The following is a 16,066-nucleotide window of genomic DNA, read 5'->3' on the forward strand; positions in this document are numbered from 1 at the left end:
AGGTAACCCCCTTCTAAATAATAACTCCTGATTGCAAGATTATATTCGAATATGGTGTATCTTCCCCAGTGCGAATAACTGCCTTAACTTTAGTATTCATAGCTTTCAATTCTTCATGACTAATATATTCAATAATTATATTCGATCCTAAAAGATCTAGAACTGCTTGCCACTGTTCTTTGTTTTTTTCCTTAATTTCTTCTGCTAAGAAAATTTTTTCAATAAGTACATGATCTGAATATTCTTTTAAAACTTCTAAAAAACTTGGACTACCTTTTCTTAATGCTAAATCAATTTTGTCAACACCTTTTGGAACTGGCAATCCTAAATCTCCGATACAAACCAAATCCATATGACCTAAATCATCAGCTAGTTTTGCTATATTACTATTTAAAATCCCATATTTCTTCATATCCTGAATGCTCCTTTATTTCTTTCAAACTCGGCATGCCTCCTTGCGCTCCAAATCTTTGAACAGAAAGATGTGAAGCAATCGTTGCAAAGAACAATGCAACATTCATCTCTTTTCCTTTTGAGATAGCATAAGCAAAAGCACCATTAAACGTATCTCCTGCTCCTGTAGTATCAACTACTTCTGCTTTTATAGCAGGAATCTTCTGAACTGCTGTCCCATCATAATAAATAGAACCTTCAACTCCTAATGTCACAATCATTTTATTAGGATAAATTTTAATAATTTCTTCTAATTTCTTATCTGGAAAAAGCTCTGAACATTCATGCTCATTAGGAGTAATAAAATCACAAAAAGGAATCATCTCTATGTCTGTTTCTCTAGCTGGTGCAGGATTGTAAAGCACCTTAACTTGATTTTCTTGACAAAATTTAGCTATAGATAGGTTGGCTTCATGTGGTATTTCATTCTGTAATACAACAATACTTGCATCACTAATCAATTCCCACTCATTTTTCCAATCATTTGTTTTAACTAAATTATTCGCTCCGGGATAATAAATAATCCTATTATCACCTCCATATAAAGTAATTTGTGCAACTCCTGTATATTGTGGTACCGTTCCCACATGTTCTGTAGAAATATTATTATTTTGCAGATTACTTAGTAAATCTGCTGAAAAAATATCTTCTCCGACGTTTCCAAATATGTAAATATTATCTTCTACACTTGATAATCTACCAATAGCTACCGCTTGATTTGCACCTTTTCCACCTGGAACTATATTAAATGAATCCCCAAAAATCGTTTCACCTCCTTCTGGAATCCTTTTTGTTCTCATAACTAAGTCCATTGAAATACTTCCAACAACAACAATTTTACTCATTACTTTCTCCTTAATGTATTTCTTTCTACGTATCTAACAGGTAGTTTAATTTTAGCTTCATCTATAGAGAACTTATTTGCCATATTATAGATTAGCTTTGCAGCCTGTTCTCCCATTTTATATGATGATTGGTGGATAGTTGATAAAGAAGGATAAATAAATTGACTAAGTACAATATCATCATAACCAATGATTTGAATATCATCTGGAATTTTTTTACCAATTGCTAAAATTTCATGAATATAAGCTATCGCATGAATATCAGAAGGTGCTATAATACTATCGATATTTGGATTTCTTTTTAGATTCTCTTTAGCTTCTTTTTGAATTTTTTCAAAGTCAAACGTTTCACTTTCTTCAATACAAATTTCTAAAGATTTATTCCTCAAATAGTTTAAACTTGCTTCAAACCGTTCCGCGATATTCTCGGCTTTATCATCTAAAACTTTAATAATCAGAACTTGTTTAGCACCTGCATTACAGATTGCTTCAGCAGCCAAACGTCCACCCAACTGATTATCAGAAAAGACACCGTAACCTGTATCTTTACTAATCCGGTCAACCACAACAACAGGTAATGATAAATCTGGATATTCTTTTGTGAAGTCATGTGTAGTAATAATTCCAGCAGCATTTGTTTTTAACAGTAAATTAACATATTCACTCAAAGATTCTTGGTCTGAAATCGTACCAACCATAATTCTATAACCTTTATCTTTCAAATATGATTCAGCTCCTCGAACCAATCTTGGGAAGAAGGGATTTGAAATATCTGGCAATAAGAGTCCTACCATTTGGTTTTTTTTAGTTTTCAAAGATTGTGCTAATACATTTGGTGTGTAATTTAATTTTTTAATCGCATTTTTTATTTTCTCTCTCGCATCATCTCCAACATAACCTTTTTTTGATATATATCTTGAAACCGTTGATTTTGATACTCCAGCTTCTTCAGCAACCTGTTTTATTGTAGTCATCATTCCTCCTTCTTACGTTGTGGAACCGTTCCCTTATTCTATAGTAAACGTTTTCTTTCGATTTGTCAATACTTTTCTAAAAATATTTTAAATTTATTTCAGAGTACATATATTTTTTCCAAATCTATTATTACTATTATACAGGAAACACAACAAGACCTCCACTATATCGAGGAGGCCTTGGATCAGCTTGGTTATTTAGTAAAAGACTAGAAGATTTTCTTTTCCCAGCCATCTTCTGTACGATGGCGGTAGAAAAACTCTGACTTGTCGGGAGCTTCCATCATCTCCATCAAGGGTAACATATCATAGGCCAGATCCAAGTGTGGAATCTGGTCTTTTTGCACCCAAGAAACTTCTCCCTCTTCTGAAGATTGAAGGGTACCAGAGAACTCAGTCGCCTTATAACAAATGACAATATAGCGCCCACCTGTATCTAGTGGCCAATTTTTAATGCCGACAAGTTGAGGATTTTGGATAGTCAACCCTGTTTCTTCGTAGATTTCACGAATGACAGACTCCGCAAAAGCCTCATCATTTTCTACATGACCTCCAGGAAAGGCATAACCAGACCAGCGATTGTTTTCAGGGGCGCGATACTGCATAACCACGCGCTGTGTTTCGAGGTCTTCAATCAGACAAATATTTGTTAAAATCGTTAATTGGGAACGAGCCATATTTTCTCCTTTAGGTACTATTCTAATCCAACGCCTTGACTTCCAACATCATATCACGTATCTGAGCTGCTAATTCAAAGTCAAGCACCTCAACGGCTTCTTGCATTTGTTTTTCAAGTTTCTTGACTAGTTCTTTGCGCTCTTGTTTGTTGAGGCTATTAATATCGACTTCCTTGTCCTCTTCCTTAGCAACTGCCTTGGTCACGGCAATCAGGTCACGAATTTCTTTCTTGACGGTTTGTGGAACGATACCATGTTCTTCATTATAGGCCATCTGGATTTTCCGACGGCGGGCAGTTTCATCGATAGCACGTTGCATAGACTGGGTAACGGTGTCAGCATACATGATGACATGACCTTCACTGTTACGGGCAGCACGCCCAATGGTCTGGATGAGTCCACGTTCGTTACGAAGGAAACCTTCCTTGTCAGCATCAAGAATAGCTACGAGACTCACTTCGGGAACGTCAATCCCTTCACGGAGGAGGTTGATTCCGACCAAGACATCAAAGACACCCAAGCGTAGGTCACGAATTATCTCCGTCCGCTCCAAGGTCTTGATATCCGAGTGCATGTACTTGACCTTGATGCCCATTTCCTTGAAGTAGTCGGTCAAGTCTTCTGCCATTTTCTTGGTCAAGGTTGTGATAAAGGTTCGTTCGTTCTTTTCAACACGGGCATTGATTTCACCTAAGAGGTCATCAATCTGTCCCATTGTCGGACGGACTTCCACCTCTGGGTCTAAAAGCCCAGTCGGGCGAATAATTTGCTCAATCACTGTCTCGGTCTGTTCATTTTCATAGTCACCAGGTGTCGCTGAAACGTAAACAATCTGATGCACATGGCTTTCAAACTCTTCACGGCGAAGAGGACGATTGTCCAAAGCAGACGGCAAACGGAAACCATAATTAACCAGCATTTCCTTACGCGAACGGTCTCCATTGTACATGCCTTTGATTTGTCCCATAGTCATGTGACTCTCATCAATCATAATTAAGAAATCATCTGGGAAGAAGTCGAGAAGGGTATAAGGAGGCTCACCTTCGCTACGTCCATCCATATGGCGTGAGTAGTTTTCAACCCCGTTGGTATAGCCCATCTCACGTAACATCTCAATATCATACTCTGTTCGCTGTTTCAAACGCTGGGCTTCAAGCAGTTTGCCTTCCTTTTCAAAGACAGCTAGTTGCTCTTCTAACTCGGCCTGAATCTTGGCAATGGCAACTTCCATGTGATCATCATTGGTCACAAAGTGAGTGGCTGGGAAAATCGCCAAATGATCCACTTCTCCCAAGACCTGACCTGTCAAAGCTTCAACCTCACGGATACGGTCAATTTCGTCACCGAAGAACTCTACTCGAAAAGCGTGTTCATCTCGGGAAGCTGGGAAAATCTCCACTACATCCCCACGAACGCGAAATCTTCCCCGTTGGAAATCAATATCGTTTCGCTCAAACTGGATATCAACCAAGTCATTTAAGAGTTTATCACGAGAAATCTCTAGACCAGGACGGAGACTAACGACACTATCAGCGTATTCTTTGGGCGAACCCAGACCGTAGATACAAGAGACAGAAGCTACGACAATAACATCATTACGCTCCAGAAGGGCCGAAGTCGCTGAGTGACGAAGTTTGTCAATCTCATCATTGACAGAGCTATCCTTTTCAATATAGGTATCGCTAGAAGGGACATAGGCCTCAGGTTGGTAATAATCATAGTAAGACACAAAGTACTCAACTGCATTTTCAGGGAAAAATTCCTTGAACTCCCCATAGAGCTGACCAGCCAGAGTTTTATTGTGGGCGATGACCAGAGTGGGTTTATTGACTTTGGAAATGACCTGACTCATGGTATAGGTCTTCCCTGTACCAGTCGCCCCCATCAGAATCTGAGCTTTTTCTCCCCCCTCGATATTATCAACCAACCGCTCAATAGCCTGAGGTTGGTCTCCTGAAGGTTGATATTTTGATACTAGTTTAAATTGATTATCTGTAATGCGGTTAATCATAAGAATCCTCTCTCGATGTGCTATTCCTATTTTAGCATACTTATAGCATTTTCACGAAGAAAAGGACAGACCGAAGTCACATCCTTTCATTTTCTTTCTTTAATTGGTAAGCGAGATAAAGAATCAGCAGAAACAAAATAATACTGGACACGATGGAACCCTCAATACCAAAAGACCCACCAGATAGCCAGTCTTGATTGCCTTGTGGAGTAAATTTCATGATTGATGTTCCTGAAGACTGACCACTAACTAATACTCCAAAGAGGTTTCCCTGTGCGAAATTCCAAGCTCCATGAATACCACCTATACCCCATATAGTATCTGTTTTAAGAAGATATAGGGACATGGCAACCCCAAATAAAAAGAGATCAATTGCAGATAAGAAAGTTATGCCTGGATTTCCTAAATGAAGTAAGGTAAAGAGACTACTAGATATGCTAATAGCGACTTTAAGATTGGTTCTCTTAGCCAATTGTGGAATCAACCAAGCACGAGTAACCAATTCTTCTGCCGTTCCTTGTAAAATCCAAAAAGGTATTGTAAATAAAGTAAAAGCTAGCAAATAAGTATCCAAGTGAATGGAGTCAAATTGATACTGCCCCAACACTACTAGTCCAGCCAAAGCAAGTATAAAGAGGGATAGACCAAGACCGTATCCTTTAAATAAGGCACTTAAAAAATTTTCTTTATAGAATCCCAAGGTTCGAATCGGTCTTTTCTCTACTTTTCTAGTCCATCTAAACACAGTTAAGATGATAAAACCAAAGGACAATAATTCAAATATTAAATGGATGTCACTTGTTTTATCAGATAAATTCTGAAATAACATTTGAAGGAAATCTGCAATTCTTTGACCACCCATACCAAGATTGCTAAATAGCCCGATCAATGCTAAAAAACTAAGGCCAAAAAATAGAGAGGATATGAACTCAGATATATAGACGAAAAATAGAGCTAACAAGGGGCTTGTGTAAATGTTTAAACTCATTTTTGAAGCTTGGAAGTCTTTAAATATTCTTTTGTTCTTCATATCCTTGTCCTCTTTTCTTCTATTATATACTATTATTATATCACTTTATAGTAGCAATTCAAGAAAGAAAAGAAATAATCAATGTTATATTTTCTGACACAAAAATATAAAAATTTGCCTTTTTTTAATTTTTCTGATATAATGGGAAAATATTCGGAAAAGGAGACTAAAAATGAAGAAAAAATTTCTAGCATTTTTGCTAATTTTATTCCCAATTTTCTCATTAGGTATTGCGAAGGCAGAGACGATTAAGATTGTGTCTGATACAGCCTATGCGCCTTTTGAGTTTAAAGATTCAGATCAAACTTATAAAGGAATTGATGTTGACATTATCAACAAAGTCGCTGAGATTAAAGGATGGAACATTCAGATGTCCTATCCTGGATTTGACGCAGCGGTTAATGCGGTTCAAGCTGGTCAAGCTGACGCTATCATGGCAGGGATGACAAAGACTAAAGAACGTGAAAAAGTCTTTACCATGTCTGATACTTACTATGATACAAAAGTTGTCATTGCAACTACAAAAGCACACAAGATTAGCAAGTACGACCAATTGTCTGGTAAAACTGTTGGTGTTAAAAACGGAACAGCTGCTCAACGTTTCCTAGAAACGATTAAAGATAAATACGGCTTTACTATTAAAACATTTGACACTAGTGATTTGATGAACAACAGCTTAAGCGCTGGTGCTATTGATGCTATGATGGATGACAAACCTGTTATCGAATATGCCATTAACCAAGGGCAAGACCTCCATATTGAAATGGATGGGGAAGCTGTAGGTAGCTTTGCTTTCGGTGTTAAAAAAGGAAGTAAATACGAGCACCTGGTTACTGAATTTAACCAAGCCTTGGCTGAAATGAAAAAAGATGGTAGTCTTGATAAAATCATCAAGAAATGGACTGCTTCATCATCTTCAGCAGTGCCAACTACAACTACTCTTGCAGGATTAAAAGCTATTCCTGTAAAAGCTAAATACATCATTGCCAGCGATTCTTCTTTTGCACCTTTTGTTTTCCAAAACTCAAGCAACCAATTTACTGGTATTGATATGGAATTGATTAAGGCAATCGCTAAAGACCAAGGTTTTGAAATTGAAATCACCAACCCTGGTTTCGATGCTGCTATCAGTGCTGTCCAAGCTGGTCAAGCAGATGGTATCATTGCTGGTATGTCTGTCACAGATGCTCGTAAGGCAACTTTTGACTTCTCAGAATCATACTACACTGCCAATACTATCCTTGGTGTCAAAGAATCAAGTACCATTGCTTCTTATGAAGATTTGAAAGGGAAGACAGTCGGTGTTAAAAACGGAACTGCTTCTCAAACCTTCCTAACAGAAAATCAAAGCAAATACGGTTATCAAATTAAAACCTTCGCTGATGGTTCTTCAATGTATGACAGTTTAAACACTGGTGCCATTGATGCTGTTATGGATGATGAACCTGTTCTCAAATATTCTATCAGCCAAGGACAAAAATTGAAAACACCAATCGCTGGAACTCCAATCGGAGAAACAGCCTTTGCCGTTAAAAAAGGCACAAATCCAGAATTGATTGAAATGTTCAACAATGGACTTGCAAACCTTAAAGCAAACGGTGAATTCCAAAAGATTCTTGACAAATACCTAGCTAGCGAATCTTCAACTACTTCAACAAGCACTGTTGATGAAACCACAATCTGGGGCTTGCTTCAAAACAACTACAAACAACTCCTTAGCGGGCTTGGTATCACTCTTGCTCTAGCTCTTATCTCATTTGCTATTGCCATTGTCATCGGGATTATCTTCGGTATGTTTAGTGTCAGCCCCTACAAATCTCTTCGTGTGATCTCTGAGATTTTCGTTGATGTCATTCGTGGTATCCCATTGATGATTCTTGCAGCCTTCATCTTCTGGGGAATTCCAAATTTCATCGAGTCTATCACAGGACAACAAAGTCCAATTAACGACTTTGTAGCTGGTACCATTGCCCTATCGCTCAATGCAGCCGCTTATATCGCTGAAATCGTTCGTGGTGGTATTCAGGCCGTTCCAGTTGGTCAAATGGAAGCCAGCCGAAGCTTGGGTATCTCTTATGGAAAAACCATGCGTAAGATTATCTTGCCACAAGCAACTAAATTGATGTTGCCAAACTTTGTCAACCAATTCGTTATCGCTCTTAAAGATACAACCATCGTATCTGCTATCGGTTTGGTTGAACTCTTCCAAACTGGTAAGATTATCATTGCCCGTAACTACCAAAGTTTCAAGATGTATGCAATCCTTGCTATCTTCTATCTTGTAATTATCACACTTTTGACTAGACTAGCGAAACGCTTAGAAAAGAGGATTCGTTAATGGCAAAACTAAAAATTGATGTAAATGACTTACATAAGCAATATGGAAAAAATAAGGTCCTAAAAGGGATTACAACTAAATTCTACGAAGGAGACGTTGTCTGTATCATCGGGCCTTCAGGTTCTGGTAAGTCAACTTTCCTTCGTAGTCTCAATCTCCTAGAAGAAGTTACGAGTGGTCATATCACTGTGAACGGTTATGACTTAACTGAAAAAACAACCAACGTTGACCACGTCCGTGAAAATATAGGCATGGTTTTCCAACACTTCAACCTCTTCCCACACATGTCTGTTTTGGACAACATCACCTTTGCTCCTATTGAGCACAAGTTGATGACTAAGGAAGAAGCTGAGAAATTAGGAATGGAGTTGCTTGACAAGGTTGGACTAGCAGATAAAGCTAATGCTAACCCAAATAGCCTATCAGGGGGTCAAAAACAACGTGTGGCTATCGCTCGTGGACTAGCAATGAATCCTGATATCATGCTCTTTGATGAACCAACTTCTGCCCTTGACCCTGAGATGGTCGGAGACGTACTAAACGTTATGAAGGAATTGGCTGAGCAAGGTATGACCATGATTATCGTAACCCATGAAATGGGATTTGCTCGTCAGGTTGCCAACCGTGTTATCTTTACTGCGGATGGTGAATTCCTTGAAGACGGAACACCTGATCAAATCTTTGATAACCCTCAACACCCTCGTCTGAAAGAGTTCTTGGACAAGGTCTTAAACGTCTAAACTCAAACTGTAAGGATTTCCTTGCAGTTTTTTTCTATCTCGTATTGGATTTTTTGATTTTTCGGAAAATTATGTTAGAATTAAGTTTATGAAATGAGGTTTCCTCATACCTAGCAAGACTAGGAATAAAAATAGAAATTAGGTAGCTAGATGTCATCTAAGGTTATTGTTACAATTTTCGGTGCGAGTGGAGACCTGGCTAAACGCAAGCTCTACCCTTCCCTATTTAGACTATATAAATCCGGCAATCTTTCCAAACATTTTGCCGTTATTGGAACTGCCCGTCGTCCTTGGAGCAAGGAATATTTTGAATCTGTAGTAGTCGAATCAATCCTTGATTTGGCAGATAGTACCGAACAGGCTCAGGAGTTCGCTAGCCACTTCTACTATCAAAGTCATGATGTCAACGATACAGAACACTACATTGCTTTGCGTCAATTGCAGGCTGAACTAAATGACAAGTACCAAGCTGAACACAACAAGCTCTTCTTCTTGTCTATGGCGCCTCAGTTCTTTGGAACTATAGCAAAACACCTCAAGTCTGAAAACATTGTTGACGGTAAAGGTTTTGAACGTTTAATCGTTGAAAAACCATTTGGTACAGATTACGCAACTGCAAGCAAGTTAAATGACGAGCTCCTAGCAACATTTGACGAAGAGCAAATTTTCCGTATCGACCATTATCTTGGTAAGGAAATGATCCAAAGCATCTTTGCAGTTCGCTTTGCAAACTTGATTTTTGAAAACGTTTGGAACAAAGACTTTATCGACAATGTTCAAATTACCTTTGCGGAGCGCTTGGGTGTAGAAGAACGTGGTGGCTACTATGATGAATCTGGTGCCCTCCGTGACATGGTACAAAACCATACACTACAACTTCTTTCTCTCCTTGCCATGGACAAGCCAGTCAGCTTCACAAAGGACGAGATTCGTGCTGAAAAGATTAAGGTCTTTAAAAACCTCTATCACCCAACGGATGAAGAGCTAAAAGAACACTTTATCCGTGGTCAATACCGTTCAGGTAAGATTGATGGCATGAAATATATCTCTTATCGTAGCGAGCCAAATGTGAATCCAGAATCTACAACTGAAACCTTTGCATCTGGTGCCTTCTTTGTAGACAGCGATCGATTCCGTGGTGTTCCTTTCTTCTTCCGTACTGGTAAACGACTGACTGAAAAAGGAACTCATGTCAACATCGTCTTTAAACAAATGGATTCTATCTTTGGTGAGCCACTTGCTCCAAACATTTTGACCATCTATATCCAACCAACAGAAGGCTTCTCTCTTAGCCTAAATGGGAAGCAAGTAGGAGAAGAATTTAACTTGGCTCCTAACTCACTTGATTACCGTACAGATGCGACCGCAACTGGTGCTTCTCCAGAACCATACGAGAAATTGATTTATGATGTCCTAAACAACAACTCAACTAACTTTAGCCACTGGGATGAAGTGGGTGCGTCATGGAAATTGATTGACCGTATCGAAGAGCTCTGGGCTGAAAATGGTGCCCCACTTCATGACTATAAAGCTGGAAGCATGGGACCTCAAGCAAGCTTTGATTTACTTGAAAAATTCGATGCCAAATGGACTTGGCAACCAGATATCGCCTATCGTCAAGATGGTCGTTTAGAATAAAAAAAATTTCCTGCAAGTTTGTAGCTTGCAGGATTTTTGCTTCTGATTAGATTAAGCCTTCCAAGAGACCCTTCATAAAGTTTTCTGAGTTAAACTCTCCAATATCATCGATTTTTTCACCAAAACCAATCAATTTTACAGGAATATTGAGTTCTTCACGAATAGCTAGAACAACACCACCTCGAGCAGTTCCATCAATCTTAGTCAATACAATTCCTGTCAAAGGGGTAATTTTCGAAAATTCTTTGGCCTGTACCAGGGCATTTTGACCTGTTGATGCATCAAGTGCCAAGAAGGTTTCATGCGGAGCTTCTGGCACAACACGTTTGATGATACGACCAATCTTTTCCAACTCAGCCATAAGATTGTCCTTGTTTTGCAGACGACCAGCGGTATCAATCATGAGAATATCGATACCTTCGGACACGGCACGTTCCATGCCATCAAATACGACACTGGCTGGGTCAGCTTTTTCAGGTCCAGTTACAACTGGAACATCTACACGTCGACCCCATTCAGCTAGCTGGGCTACTGCCCCTGCACGGAAGGTATCTGCCGCAACCAGCATGACCTTCTTACCTGCTTGTTTGTAGCGGTGGGCTAGTTTCCCAATAGAAGTTGTTTTCCCAACACCATTAACACCAACAAAGAGCATAACTGTCAAACCCTCTTGGAAGTGGATGCTTTCATCGTAGTTACCATCCTTCTCATAAAGCTCAACCAATTTCTCAATGATGACACGGCGTAGTGCGTCGGGTTTCTTGGCGTTTTCAAGCTTGGCTTCGTAGCGTAACTCCTCTGTTAAGTTAGAAGCGACCTGTACACCAACGTCACTCATGATTAGTAATTCTTCCAGTTCCTCGAAAAATTCTTCGTCAACAGAACGGAAGTTGGCAAAGAAGGCGTTCAAGCGGGCACCAAATCCTGTACGAGTTTTCTTAAGACTACGGTCATATTTTTCCTGAACAGTTTCTTCTACTTGAGACCTTTCTGGTTCAAGAACTTCAGAACTATTTTCTTCTACAGTCTCTAGGAGCTCAGTATTCTCTTCCTCTGTGACTTCTTCTGAGTTTGGTAATTCTTCTATTTCTTCTTGAGAAACCTCTACAACTGGCTCTGAATCCTGACTCTCTTCAACTGTCTCTTGATTTTCCTCTTCTTGGAGCAGAGCTTCTTCAGAACTTTCAACTTCTGCATCTTCTTGAGGAACTTCCTCAGCTTCTGTGAAGGCAGGATCAACATCTTCAGACAAATCAAGATTTTCCAGAGCTTCTTTTACAACTTCTTCGATTTTAGGTTCTTCTTTTTTTCCGAATAGACGGTCAAATAATCCCATATCTTAGTTCTCCTTTAGCACATATTCTTCGATAGCCCAGGCAACAGCCTCTTCATCGTTGGTCATTGGAGTCACTACATTTGCGACTGCCTTGACTTCAGGAACAGCGTTTTGCATGGCAACACCGAGCCCTGCCCATTCAATCATAGAGAGGTCATTGGCCTCGTCACCACATGCCATGACTTGGCTTTGGTCTATTCCAAGATGGTTGATTAGTTTTGCCAAACCTGTTGCTTTATGAACATTCTTTGGTGACCATTCTAGCAACATTTCACGTGATTTAAAGATTTCATATTGATCAAACAACTCTGGAGAAATCTTCTGAATAGCTGTATCCAAGGGTTCTTGAGCAAAGGCAGTCACGCATTTATTATAAGTCATTTGACTAGATAGGTCTTCAAAGTCAACTGGAACAAAGGTCAAAGCTGGATTGAATTTGGCATAAAGACTTTCTTGGTCCGATTGGATTTGATAAACAGTTCCTTCTGAGATGGCATCAAGAGGCAGTGATAATTTCTCTGTTTCCTCATACAAGCGTGCCACATCATCATATGAAAAAACTGTTTTATCAAGGATTTCACCTGTATTCTTCTGAACCAAACCACCGTTAAAAGTAATGGTATACTCATCTTCGTGGCCGTCAGTCCCTAGCTCATGGAGAAAGAAATCCATAGCTTTTAAAGGGCGACCAGTTGTCAATACGACCTTGATACCACGATCACGCGCAGCTTTCAAGGTTGCCTTGGTGCGATCCGTCAGCCTTTTATCAGTAGTCAGCAAGGTCCCATCCAAGTCCAATGCAATCAATTTTATATCTGCCATTATAAGCCCTCCATATAAGCTATAACCGACTGGTCCTTATGGTGACCAATCACAATCTCTGCTAATTCTAAAATCTCTGGTCGTGCATTTTCAGGAGCTACAGGATGTCCCACAACCTGCATCATATGCAAGTCATTTAGATTGTCTCCAAAAGCCATAACCTGATCCATTGTGATAGCAAGTTTTTTAGCTAATTCAACAATAGCCACACCCTTATCGACATAGTCCAGAACAATATCAATGGATTCAAAGCCAGTTGTCATAGCCTTGACACCAGGAACATGTTCATTAACCCAAGCTTCTCCAGCTTCTAGCGTTTCTTCTGTGAAGTTGGTTGTAAATTTGAAAATGTCATCTGTAATATCTTCCAGACTCGCTACTTTTTGGATATTTTCATTATAATGCTGACTCACTTTCAAATAGGTCTCATCAACCGTATCTAACACATAAGAACCCTTCTTACCCGTCAAGAGCAATTTATTGACATCTACATAAGGTGACGCTTTCAGCTTTTTAAAAGTCGTCAAATAAAACTCACGAGACATGGTCGCTTCATACAAGTCTTGACCTCGATACTCTACCAAACTGCCATTTTCCGCAATGAAAATAATATCATCACGAACATCAGCAAATAATTTTTCTAAGGATAGAAATCCCCGACCCGAAGCCACCGCAAAGTAAATTCCTTTTTCCTTGTAGGAAACCAAGAGAGACTTGAGGCGGTCCATATCAAAGCGTCCATTCCCATCTAGGAAGGTTCCGTCCATATCTGTTGCTACTAGTTTAATCATAAATTCTTCATACTCCTTAATAAATCCACCTTCTATTATACCATAGAAAAAGCAAATAGCGCCTAATACATTTGAGATTAGACGCTTGATAAACTCCCTACTTTATCACTTGATTTTTATCCAATATCGCTTACCCCTTTGGTATATCTGGATTTTTTCTAAATTCCCAAACTAACTTCCAATGCCAATAAAAGTTGAAATTAATCTGATAAAAATCATGACCACCCGTCAAACGGGTGGTTTGTCCCAGGGCTATAAGCCCAAATTACCAGCCAGCGCCTAAAGACGCTGGCTGCTTTCACGTTGTTCAAGCCTTATTGCTCTTGACTCGTCACTTGCCTCTCAAAGAGGCTTTAGTATTACTTACCACTATCCCTAAAGGGATCCTCATATTCTTTTACACTTAATTTATCTAGTGCTATATCATGCTTTACTCGTTCTCAAATTTTCATACTCGTGAAGAAATCATCCACTGGATAATTTCTTTAATCTTGAATATATTTCTTAATTGTGGCTTCATTAAGCCCTACTGTACTTACATAATAATCTTCTGCCCAGAAATGCCGATTCCCAAACTTGTACTTGAGATTGGCGTGTTTGTCAAACATCATGAGTGCACTTTTTCCTTTTAAATAACCCATGAAACTCGAAACACTTATCCTTGGTGGAATACTGACTAACATGTGTACATGGTCTGGCATTAAGTGACCCTCGATAATTTCAACTCCTTTATAACTACACAAACGATGAAATATTTCGCCTAAACTACTTCGATATTGATTATAGATAACTTTTCGTCTATACTTAGGGGTGAACACAATATGATACTTACAGTGCCACTTTGTGTGCGATAAACTATGAGCCTTTTGTGCCATATTTTTCTCCTTTCGCTTTACAATTGGCTTGAACACCTTTATTGTATCGCGTTCGGAGTTTTTTGGTATAACCTTCGACGCGCACCCGCATAGCGGGTGGTTTTTTTGTCTCGCACCTAACGGAGCGAGACGGACTAATAGTCACATAATCAAAAAAACGCATAATATCAAGTGTTAAAAACCTTGATACTATGCATTTTACTGTGGAAAGATTTACTTCATTTTCTCCTGAAGTTGAGTTTTTGCCCAGCCTCAAAGTTGAATTTACAGTTTAACAACAAAATTATTTAATAAAGCTATTAAATAATTAGAGAAACCAAAGCAATACCTTCAAGTAGCCAAACCAGGGGGAGATATTTATTTAGTTATTGCTACCTAAGCATGTCTGGATCCACAAATAATCTAACTTCTCCAGTTTGATCATCAACAATAGCTTTTACTTCAACCCCCTTTTTTATAAACCCCTTAGAGGAAGTTATGTCAAGCCTTAGTCGAATAACATCATCTGTATTTCCAAACCCACTCGTTAGGGTTCTAAATGTTTTTTTCATAATAGATTAGTCACCTGCACTAGATACTGAGGAAGCAGATGATATAGAGCTACCGCAACTACCAGCACATGCAAAGCTACCTCCAGTCGCAAATGAACCCGCAGTAGTGAAACCTGCTAACTCCGCTTCATCAAATTGCTCTTCTATATAAACATCTTCCATAACACTGGGATTAATAGTAGAGATAGTAGTGTTATAAATATTTTCCATTTTGAATACCCTTTTTCTATGATAAATTATGCAAACTAACCGAAGGACGATGCACTGCCTCCGCTTGAAGCAGTAGCTGCACAACCTCCAAAAGTCGATGCAGAGGAAAATGTTGAAGCAGAGCCCCATGTTCCAGCCATATTATCCATTTCCAACTGTTCTTCTACAAAAAGGTCCGTTGAACTTACTGATTCAATATCAATAATATTTTCCATTTTTATCCTTTTCTAAAATATTTTACTGATGTCATTATTACCCACAACTAGAAGCTGACGAAAGTGAAGCAACCGTTGATGCTGGACAAGAACCTGAACTTGCTAAGCTAAAAGTGCCAAATGAAGCTGCCATATTATCCATTTCTAACTGTTCTTCCAAAAAAAAATCTTCAGTAATAAATGGATTTATTTCTTCAAGAATATGTTCTATAGTAAAATGAACCAAAAATAGTACATAATGTGGTATAATCTTCTTATGGCATATTCAATAGATTTTCGTAAAAAAGTTCTCTCTTATTGTGAGCGAACAGGTAGTATAACAGAAGCATCACACGTTTTCCAAATCTCACGTAATACTATTTATGGCTGGTTAAAGCTAAAAGAGAAGACAGGAGAGCTAAACCACCAAGTAAAAGGAACAAAACCAAGAAAAGTTGATAGAGATAGACTTAAAAACTATCTTACTGACAATCCAGACGCTTATTTGACTGAGATAATTGCTGAATTCGGATGTCACCCAACTACCATCACTATGCTCTTAAAGCTATGGGGTACACTCG

16 protein-coding genes and 3 pseudogenes are annotated in these 16,066 nt (G+C 38.9%); 5 read left to right on the top strand and 14 right to left on the bottom strand.

What is annotated here, in order from left to right; all coding sequences use genetic code 11:
* Positions 1 to 13: 13 nt before the first annotated feature.
* Genes rbsD through PCY12_RS08865 form a run of 3 tightly spaced genes read right to left on the bottom strand, consistent with a single transcriptional unit; the run spans position 14 to position 2,272 of the window.
* Complete coding sequence (rbsD, locus tag PCY12_RS08855; protein ID WP_000759835.1) at positions 14 to 412, bottom strand: D-ribose pyranase; 399 nt, start codon at positions 410 to 412, stop codon at positions 14 to 16.
* On the bottom strand, positions 387 to 1,298 hold the full coding sequence (rbsK, locus tag PCY12_RS08860; protein ID WP_301352554.1) for a ribokinase: 912 nt from the start codon (positions 1,296 to 1,298) through the stop codon (positions 387 to 389). Before rbsK ends, rbsD begins: the two co-directional genes overlap by 26 nt.
* The gene (locus PCY12_RS08865; protein WP_301352557.1) at positions 1,298 to 2,272 is read right to left on the bottom strand and encodes a LacI family DNA-binding transcriptional regulator; all 975 of its coding nucleotides are present in this window, start codon (positions 2,270 to 2,272) and stop codon (positions 1,298 to 1,300) included. The genes rbsK and PCY12_RS08865 overlap by 1 nt, the downstream gene beginning before the upstream one ends.
* Positions 2,273 to 2,416: 144 nt before the next feature.
* Between PCY12_RS08865 and PCY12_RS08870 the strand changes: the two are divergent.
* Positions 2,417 to 2,485 (top strand): annotated as a pseudogene (locus PCY12_RS08870) (DNA-binding transcriptional regulator); the annotation flags it as partial.
* Here the strand turns inward: PCY12_RS08870 and PCY12_RS08875 are convergent.
* The 3 genes from PCY12_RS08875 to PCY12_RS08885 all read right to left on the bottom strand — a co-directional run bounded on the left by PCY12_RS08875 (position 2,482) and on the right by PCY12_RS08885 (position 5,990).
* The gene (locus PCY12_RS08875) at positions 2,482 to 2,949 is read right to left on the bottom strand and encodes an 8-oxo-dGTP diphosphatase (protein WP_301352559.1); all 468 of its coding nucleotides are present in this window, start codon (positions 2,947 to 2,949) and stop codon (positions 2,482 to 2,484) included. The pseudogene PCY12_RS08870 and the gene PCY12_RS08875 sit on opposite strands and share 4 nt — an antisense overlap.
* 22 nt (positions 2,950 to 2,971) lie before the next feature.
* Positions 2,972 to 4,960, bottom strand: a complete 1,989-nt coding sequence (gene uvrB / locus PCY12_RS08880; RefSeq protein ID WP_301352561.1) for an excinuclease ABC subunit UvrB — start codon at positions 4,958 to 4,960, stop codon at positions 2,972 to 2,974.
* Between the two features lie 76 nt (positions 4,961 to 5,036).
* The gene (locus PCY12_RS08885; RefSeq protein WP_301352562.1) at positions 5,037 to 5,990 is read right to left on the bottom strand and encodes a CPBP family intramembrane glutamic endopeptidase; all 954 of its coding nucleotides are present in this window, start codon (positions 5,988 to 5,990) and stop codon (positions 5,037 to 5,039) included.
* Positions 5,991 to 6,162: 172 nt separating this feature from the next.
* Between PCY12_RS08885 and PCY12_RS08890 the strand changes: the two genes are divergently transcribed.
* The 3 genes from PCY12_RS08890 to zwf all read left to right on the top strand — a co-directional run bounded on the left by PCY12_RS08890 (position 6,163) and on the right by zwf (position 10,706).
* Positions 6,163 to 8,328, top strand: a complete 2,166-nt coding sequence (locus tag PCY12_RS08890; RefSeq protein WP_301352564.1) for an ABC transporter substrate-binding protein/permease — start codon at positions 6,163 to 6,165, stop codon at positions 8,326 to 8,328.
* Positions 8,328 to 9,068, top strand: a complete 741-nt coding sequence (locus PCY12_RS08895; RefSeq protein ID WP_301352565.1) for an amino acid ABC transporter ATP-binding protein — start codon at positions 8,328 to 8,330, stop codon at positions 9,066 to 9,068. Before PCY12_RS08890 ends, PCY12_RS08895 begins: the two co-directional genes overlap by 1 nt.
* Positions 9,069 to 9,218: 150 nt before the next feature.
* Entirely contained in the window at positions 9,219 to 10,706 is a 1,488-nt protein-coding gene (zwf, locus tag PCY12_RS08900) for a glucose-6-phosphate dehydrogenase (protein ID WP_301352567.1), read from the top strand.
* A 46-nt stretch (positions 10,707 to 10,752) separates the two neighbouring features.
* Here the strand turns inward: zwf and ftsY are convergent, their stop codons facing one another.
* The 8 genes and pseudogenes from ftsY to PCY12_RS10365 all read right to left on the bottom strand — a co-directional run bounded on the left by ftsY (position 10,753) and on the right by PCY12_RS10365 (position 15,732).
* On the bottom strand, positions 10,753 to 12,042 hold the full coding sequence (ftsY, locus tag PCY12_RS08905; protein WP_301352569.1) for a signal recognition particle-docking protein FtsY: 1,290 nt from the start codon (positions 12,040 to 12,042) through the stop codon (positions 10,753 to 10,755).
* 3 nt (positions 12,043 to 12,045) lie between these two features.
* Positions 12,046 to 12,864, bottom strand: a complete 819-nt coding sequence (locus tag PCY12_RS08910) for a Cof-type HAD-IIB family hydrolase (protein ID WP_173276460.1) — start codon at positions 12,862 to 12,864, stop codon at positions 12,046 to 12,048.
* Positions 12,864 to 13,655 carry an HAD family hydrolase gene (locus PCY12_RS08915; RefSeq protein WP_301352571.1) on the bottom strand — a complete coding sequence of 264 codons (792 nt, stop codon included), beginning with the start codon at positions 13,653 to 13,655 and terminating at the stop codon, positions 12,864 to 12,866. The genes PCY12_RS08910 and PCY12_RS08915 overlap by 1 nt, the downstream gene beginning before the upstream one ends.
* 359 nt (positions 13,656 to 14,014) lie before the next feature.
* Positions 14,015 to 14,530 (bottom strand): annotated as a pseudogene (gene tnpA, locus PCY12_RS08920) (IS200/IS605 family transposase).
* Between the two features lie 371 nt (positions 14,531 to 14,901).
* The gene (locus PCY12_RS08925) at positions 14,902 to 15,081 is read right to left on the bottom strand and encodes a hypothetical protein (RefSeq protein WP_049511729.1); all 180 of its coding nucleotides are present in this window, start codon (positions 15,079 to 15,081) and stop codon (positions 14,902 to 14,904) included.
* Between the two features lie 6 nt (positions 15,082 to 15,087).
* Positions 15,088 to 15,291, bottom strand: a complete 204-nt coding sequence (locus tag PCY12_RS08930) for a thiocillin family RiPP (protein WP_301352573.1) — start codon at positions 15,289 to 15,291, stop codon at positions 15,088 to 15,090.
* Between the two features lie 35 nt (positions 15,292 to 15,326).
* Positions 15,327 to 15,506, bottom strand: coding sequence for a thiocillin family RiPP (locus tag PCY12_RS08935; RefSeq protein WP_112443757.1), 180 nt, complete (start codon positions 15,504 to 15,506; stop codon positions 15,327 to 15,329).
* A gap of 37 nt (positions 15,507 to 15,543) precedes the next feature.
* Positions 15,544 to 15,732, bottom strand: a complete 189-nt coding sequence (locus tag PCY12_RS10365) for a thiocillin family RiPP (RefSeq protein ID WP_367316731.1) — start codon at positions 15,730 to 15,732, stop codon at positions 15,544 to 15,546.
* A 30-nt stretch (positions 15,733 to 15,762) separates the two neighbouring features.
* On the opposite strand from PCY12_RS10365, the pseudogene PCY12_RS08940 reads away from it, so the two are divergent.
* Positions 15,763 to 16,066 (top strand): annotated as a pseudogene (locus PCY12_RS08940) (IS630 family transposase); the annotation flags it as partial.

Source organism: Streptococcus sp. SPS1, from assembly GCF_030439915.1.
Taxonomy (GTDB): Bacteria; Bacillota; Bacilli; order Lactobacillales; family Streptococcaceae; genus Streptococcus.

Excerpts from the sequence above, each read along its gene's own strand:
- PCY12_RS08895 (WP_301352565.1), top strand. The coding sequence starts at position 8,328 with ATGGCAAAACTAAAAATTGATGTAAATGACTTACATAAGCAATATGGA.
- PCY12_RS08915 (WP_301352571.1), bottom strand. The coding sequence starts at position 13,655 with ATGATTAAACTAGTAGCAACAGATATGGACGGAACCTTCCTAGATGGG.
- PCY12_RS08910 (WP_173276460.1), bottom strand. The coding sequence starts at position 12,864 with ATGGCAGATATAAAATTGATTGCATTGGACTTGGATGGGACCTTGCTG.
- PCY12_RS08885 (WP_301352562.1), bottom strand. The coding sequence starts at position 5,990 with ATGAAGAACAAAAGAATATTTAAAGACTTCCAAGCTTCAAAAATGAGT.
- uvrB (WP_301352561.1), bottom strand. The coding sequence starts at position 4,960 with ATGATTAACCGCATTACAGATAATCAATTTAAACTAGTATCAAAATAT.
- rbsD (WP_000759835.1), bottom strand. The coding sequence starts at position 412 with ATGAAGAAATATGGGATTTTAAATAGTAATATAGCAAAACTAGCTGAT.
- PCY12_RS08865 (WP_301352557.1), bottom strand. The coding sequence starts at position 2,272 with ATGACTACAATAAAACAGGTTGCTGAAGAAGCTGGAGTATCAAAATCA.
- rbsK (WP_301352554.1), bottom strand. The coding sequence starts at position 1,298 with ATGAGTAAAATTGTTGTTGTTGGAAGTATTTCAATGGACTTAGTTATG.
- PCY12_RS08890 (WP_301352564.1), top strand. The coding sequence starts at position 6,163 with ATGAAGAAAAAATTTCTAGCATTTTTGCTAATTTTATTCCCAATTTTC.
- zwf (WP_301352567.1), top strand. The coding sequence starts at position 9,219 with ATGTCATCTAAGGTTATTGTTACAATTTTCGGTGCGAGTGGAGACCTG.
- PCY12_RS08925 (WP_049511729.1), bottom strand. The coding sequence starts at position 15,081 with ATGAAAAAAACATTTAGAACCCTAACGAGTGGGTTTGGAAATACAGAT.
- PCY12_RS08930 (WP_301352573.1), bottom strand. The coding sequence starts at position 15,291 with ATGGAAAATATTTATAACACTACTATCTCTACTATTAATCCCAGTGTT.
- ftsY (WP_301352569.1), bottom strand. The coding sequence starts at position 12,042 with ATGGGATTATTTGACCGTCTATTCGGAAAAAAAGAAGAACCTAAAATC.
- PCY12_RS08875 (WP_301352559.1), bottom strand. The coding sequence starts at position 2,949 with ATGGCTCGTTCCCAATTAACGATTTTAACAAATATTTGTCTGATTGAA.
- PCY12_RS08935 (WP_112443757.1), bottom strand. The coding sequence starts at position 15,506 with ATGGAAAATATTATTGATATTGAATCAGTAAGTTCAACGGACCTTTTT.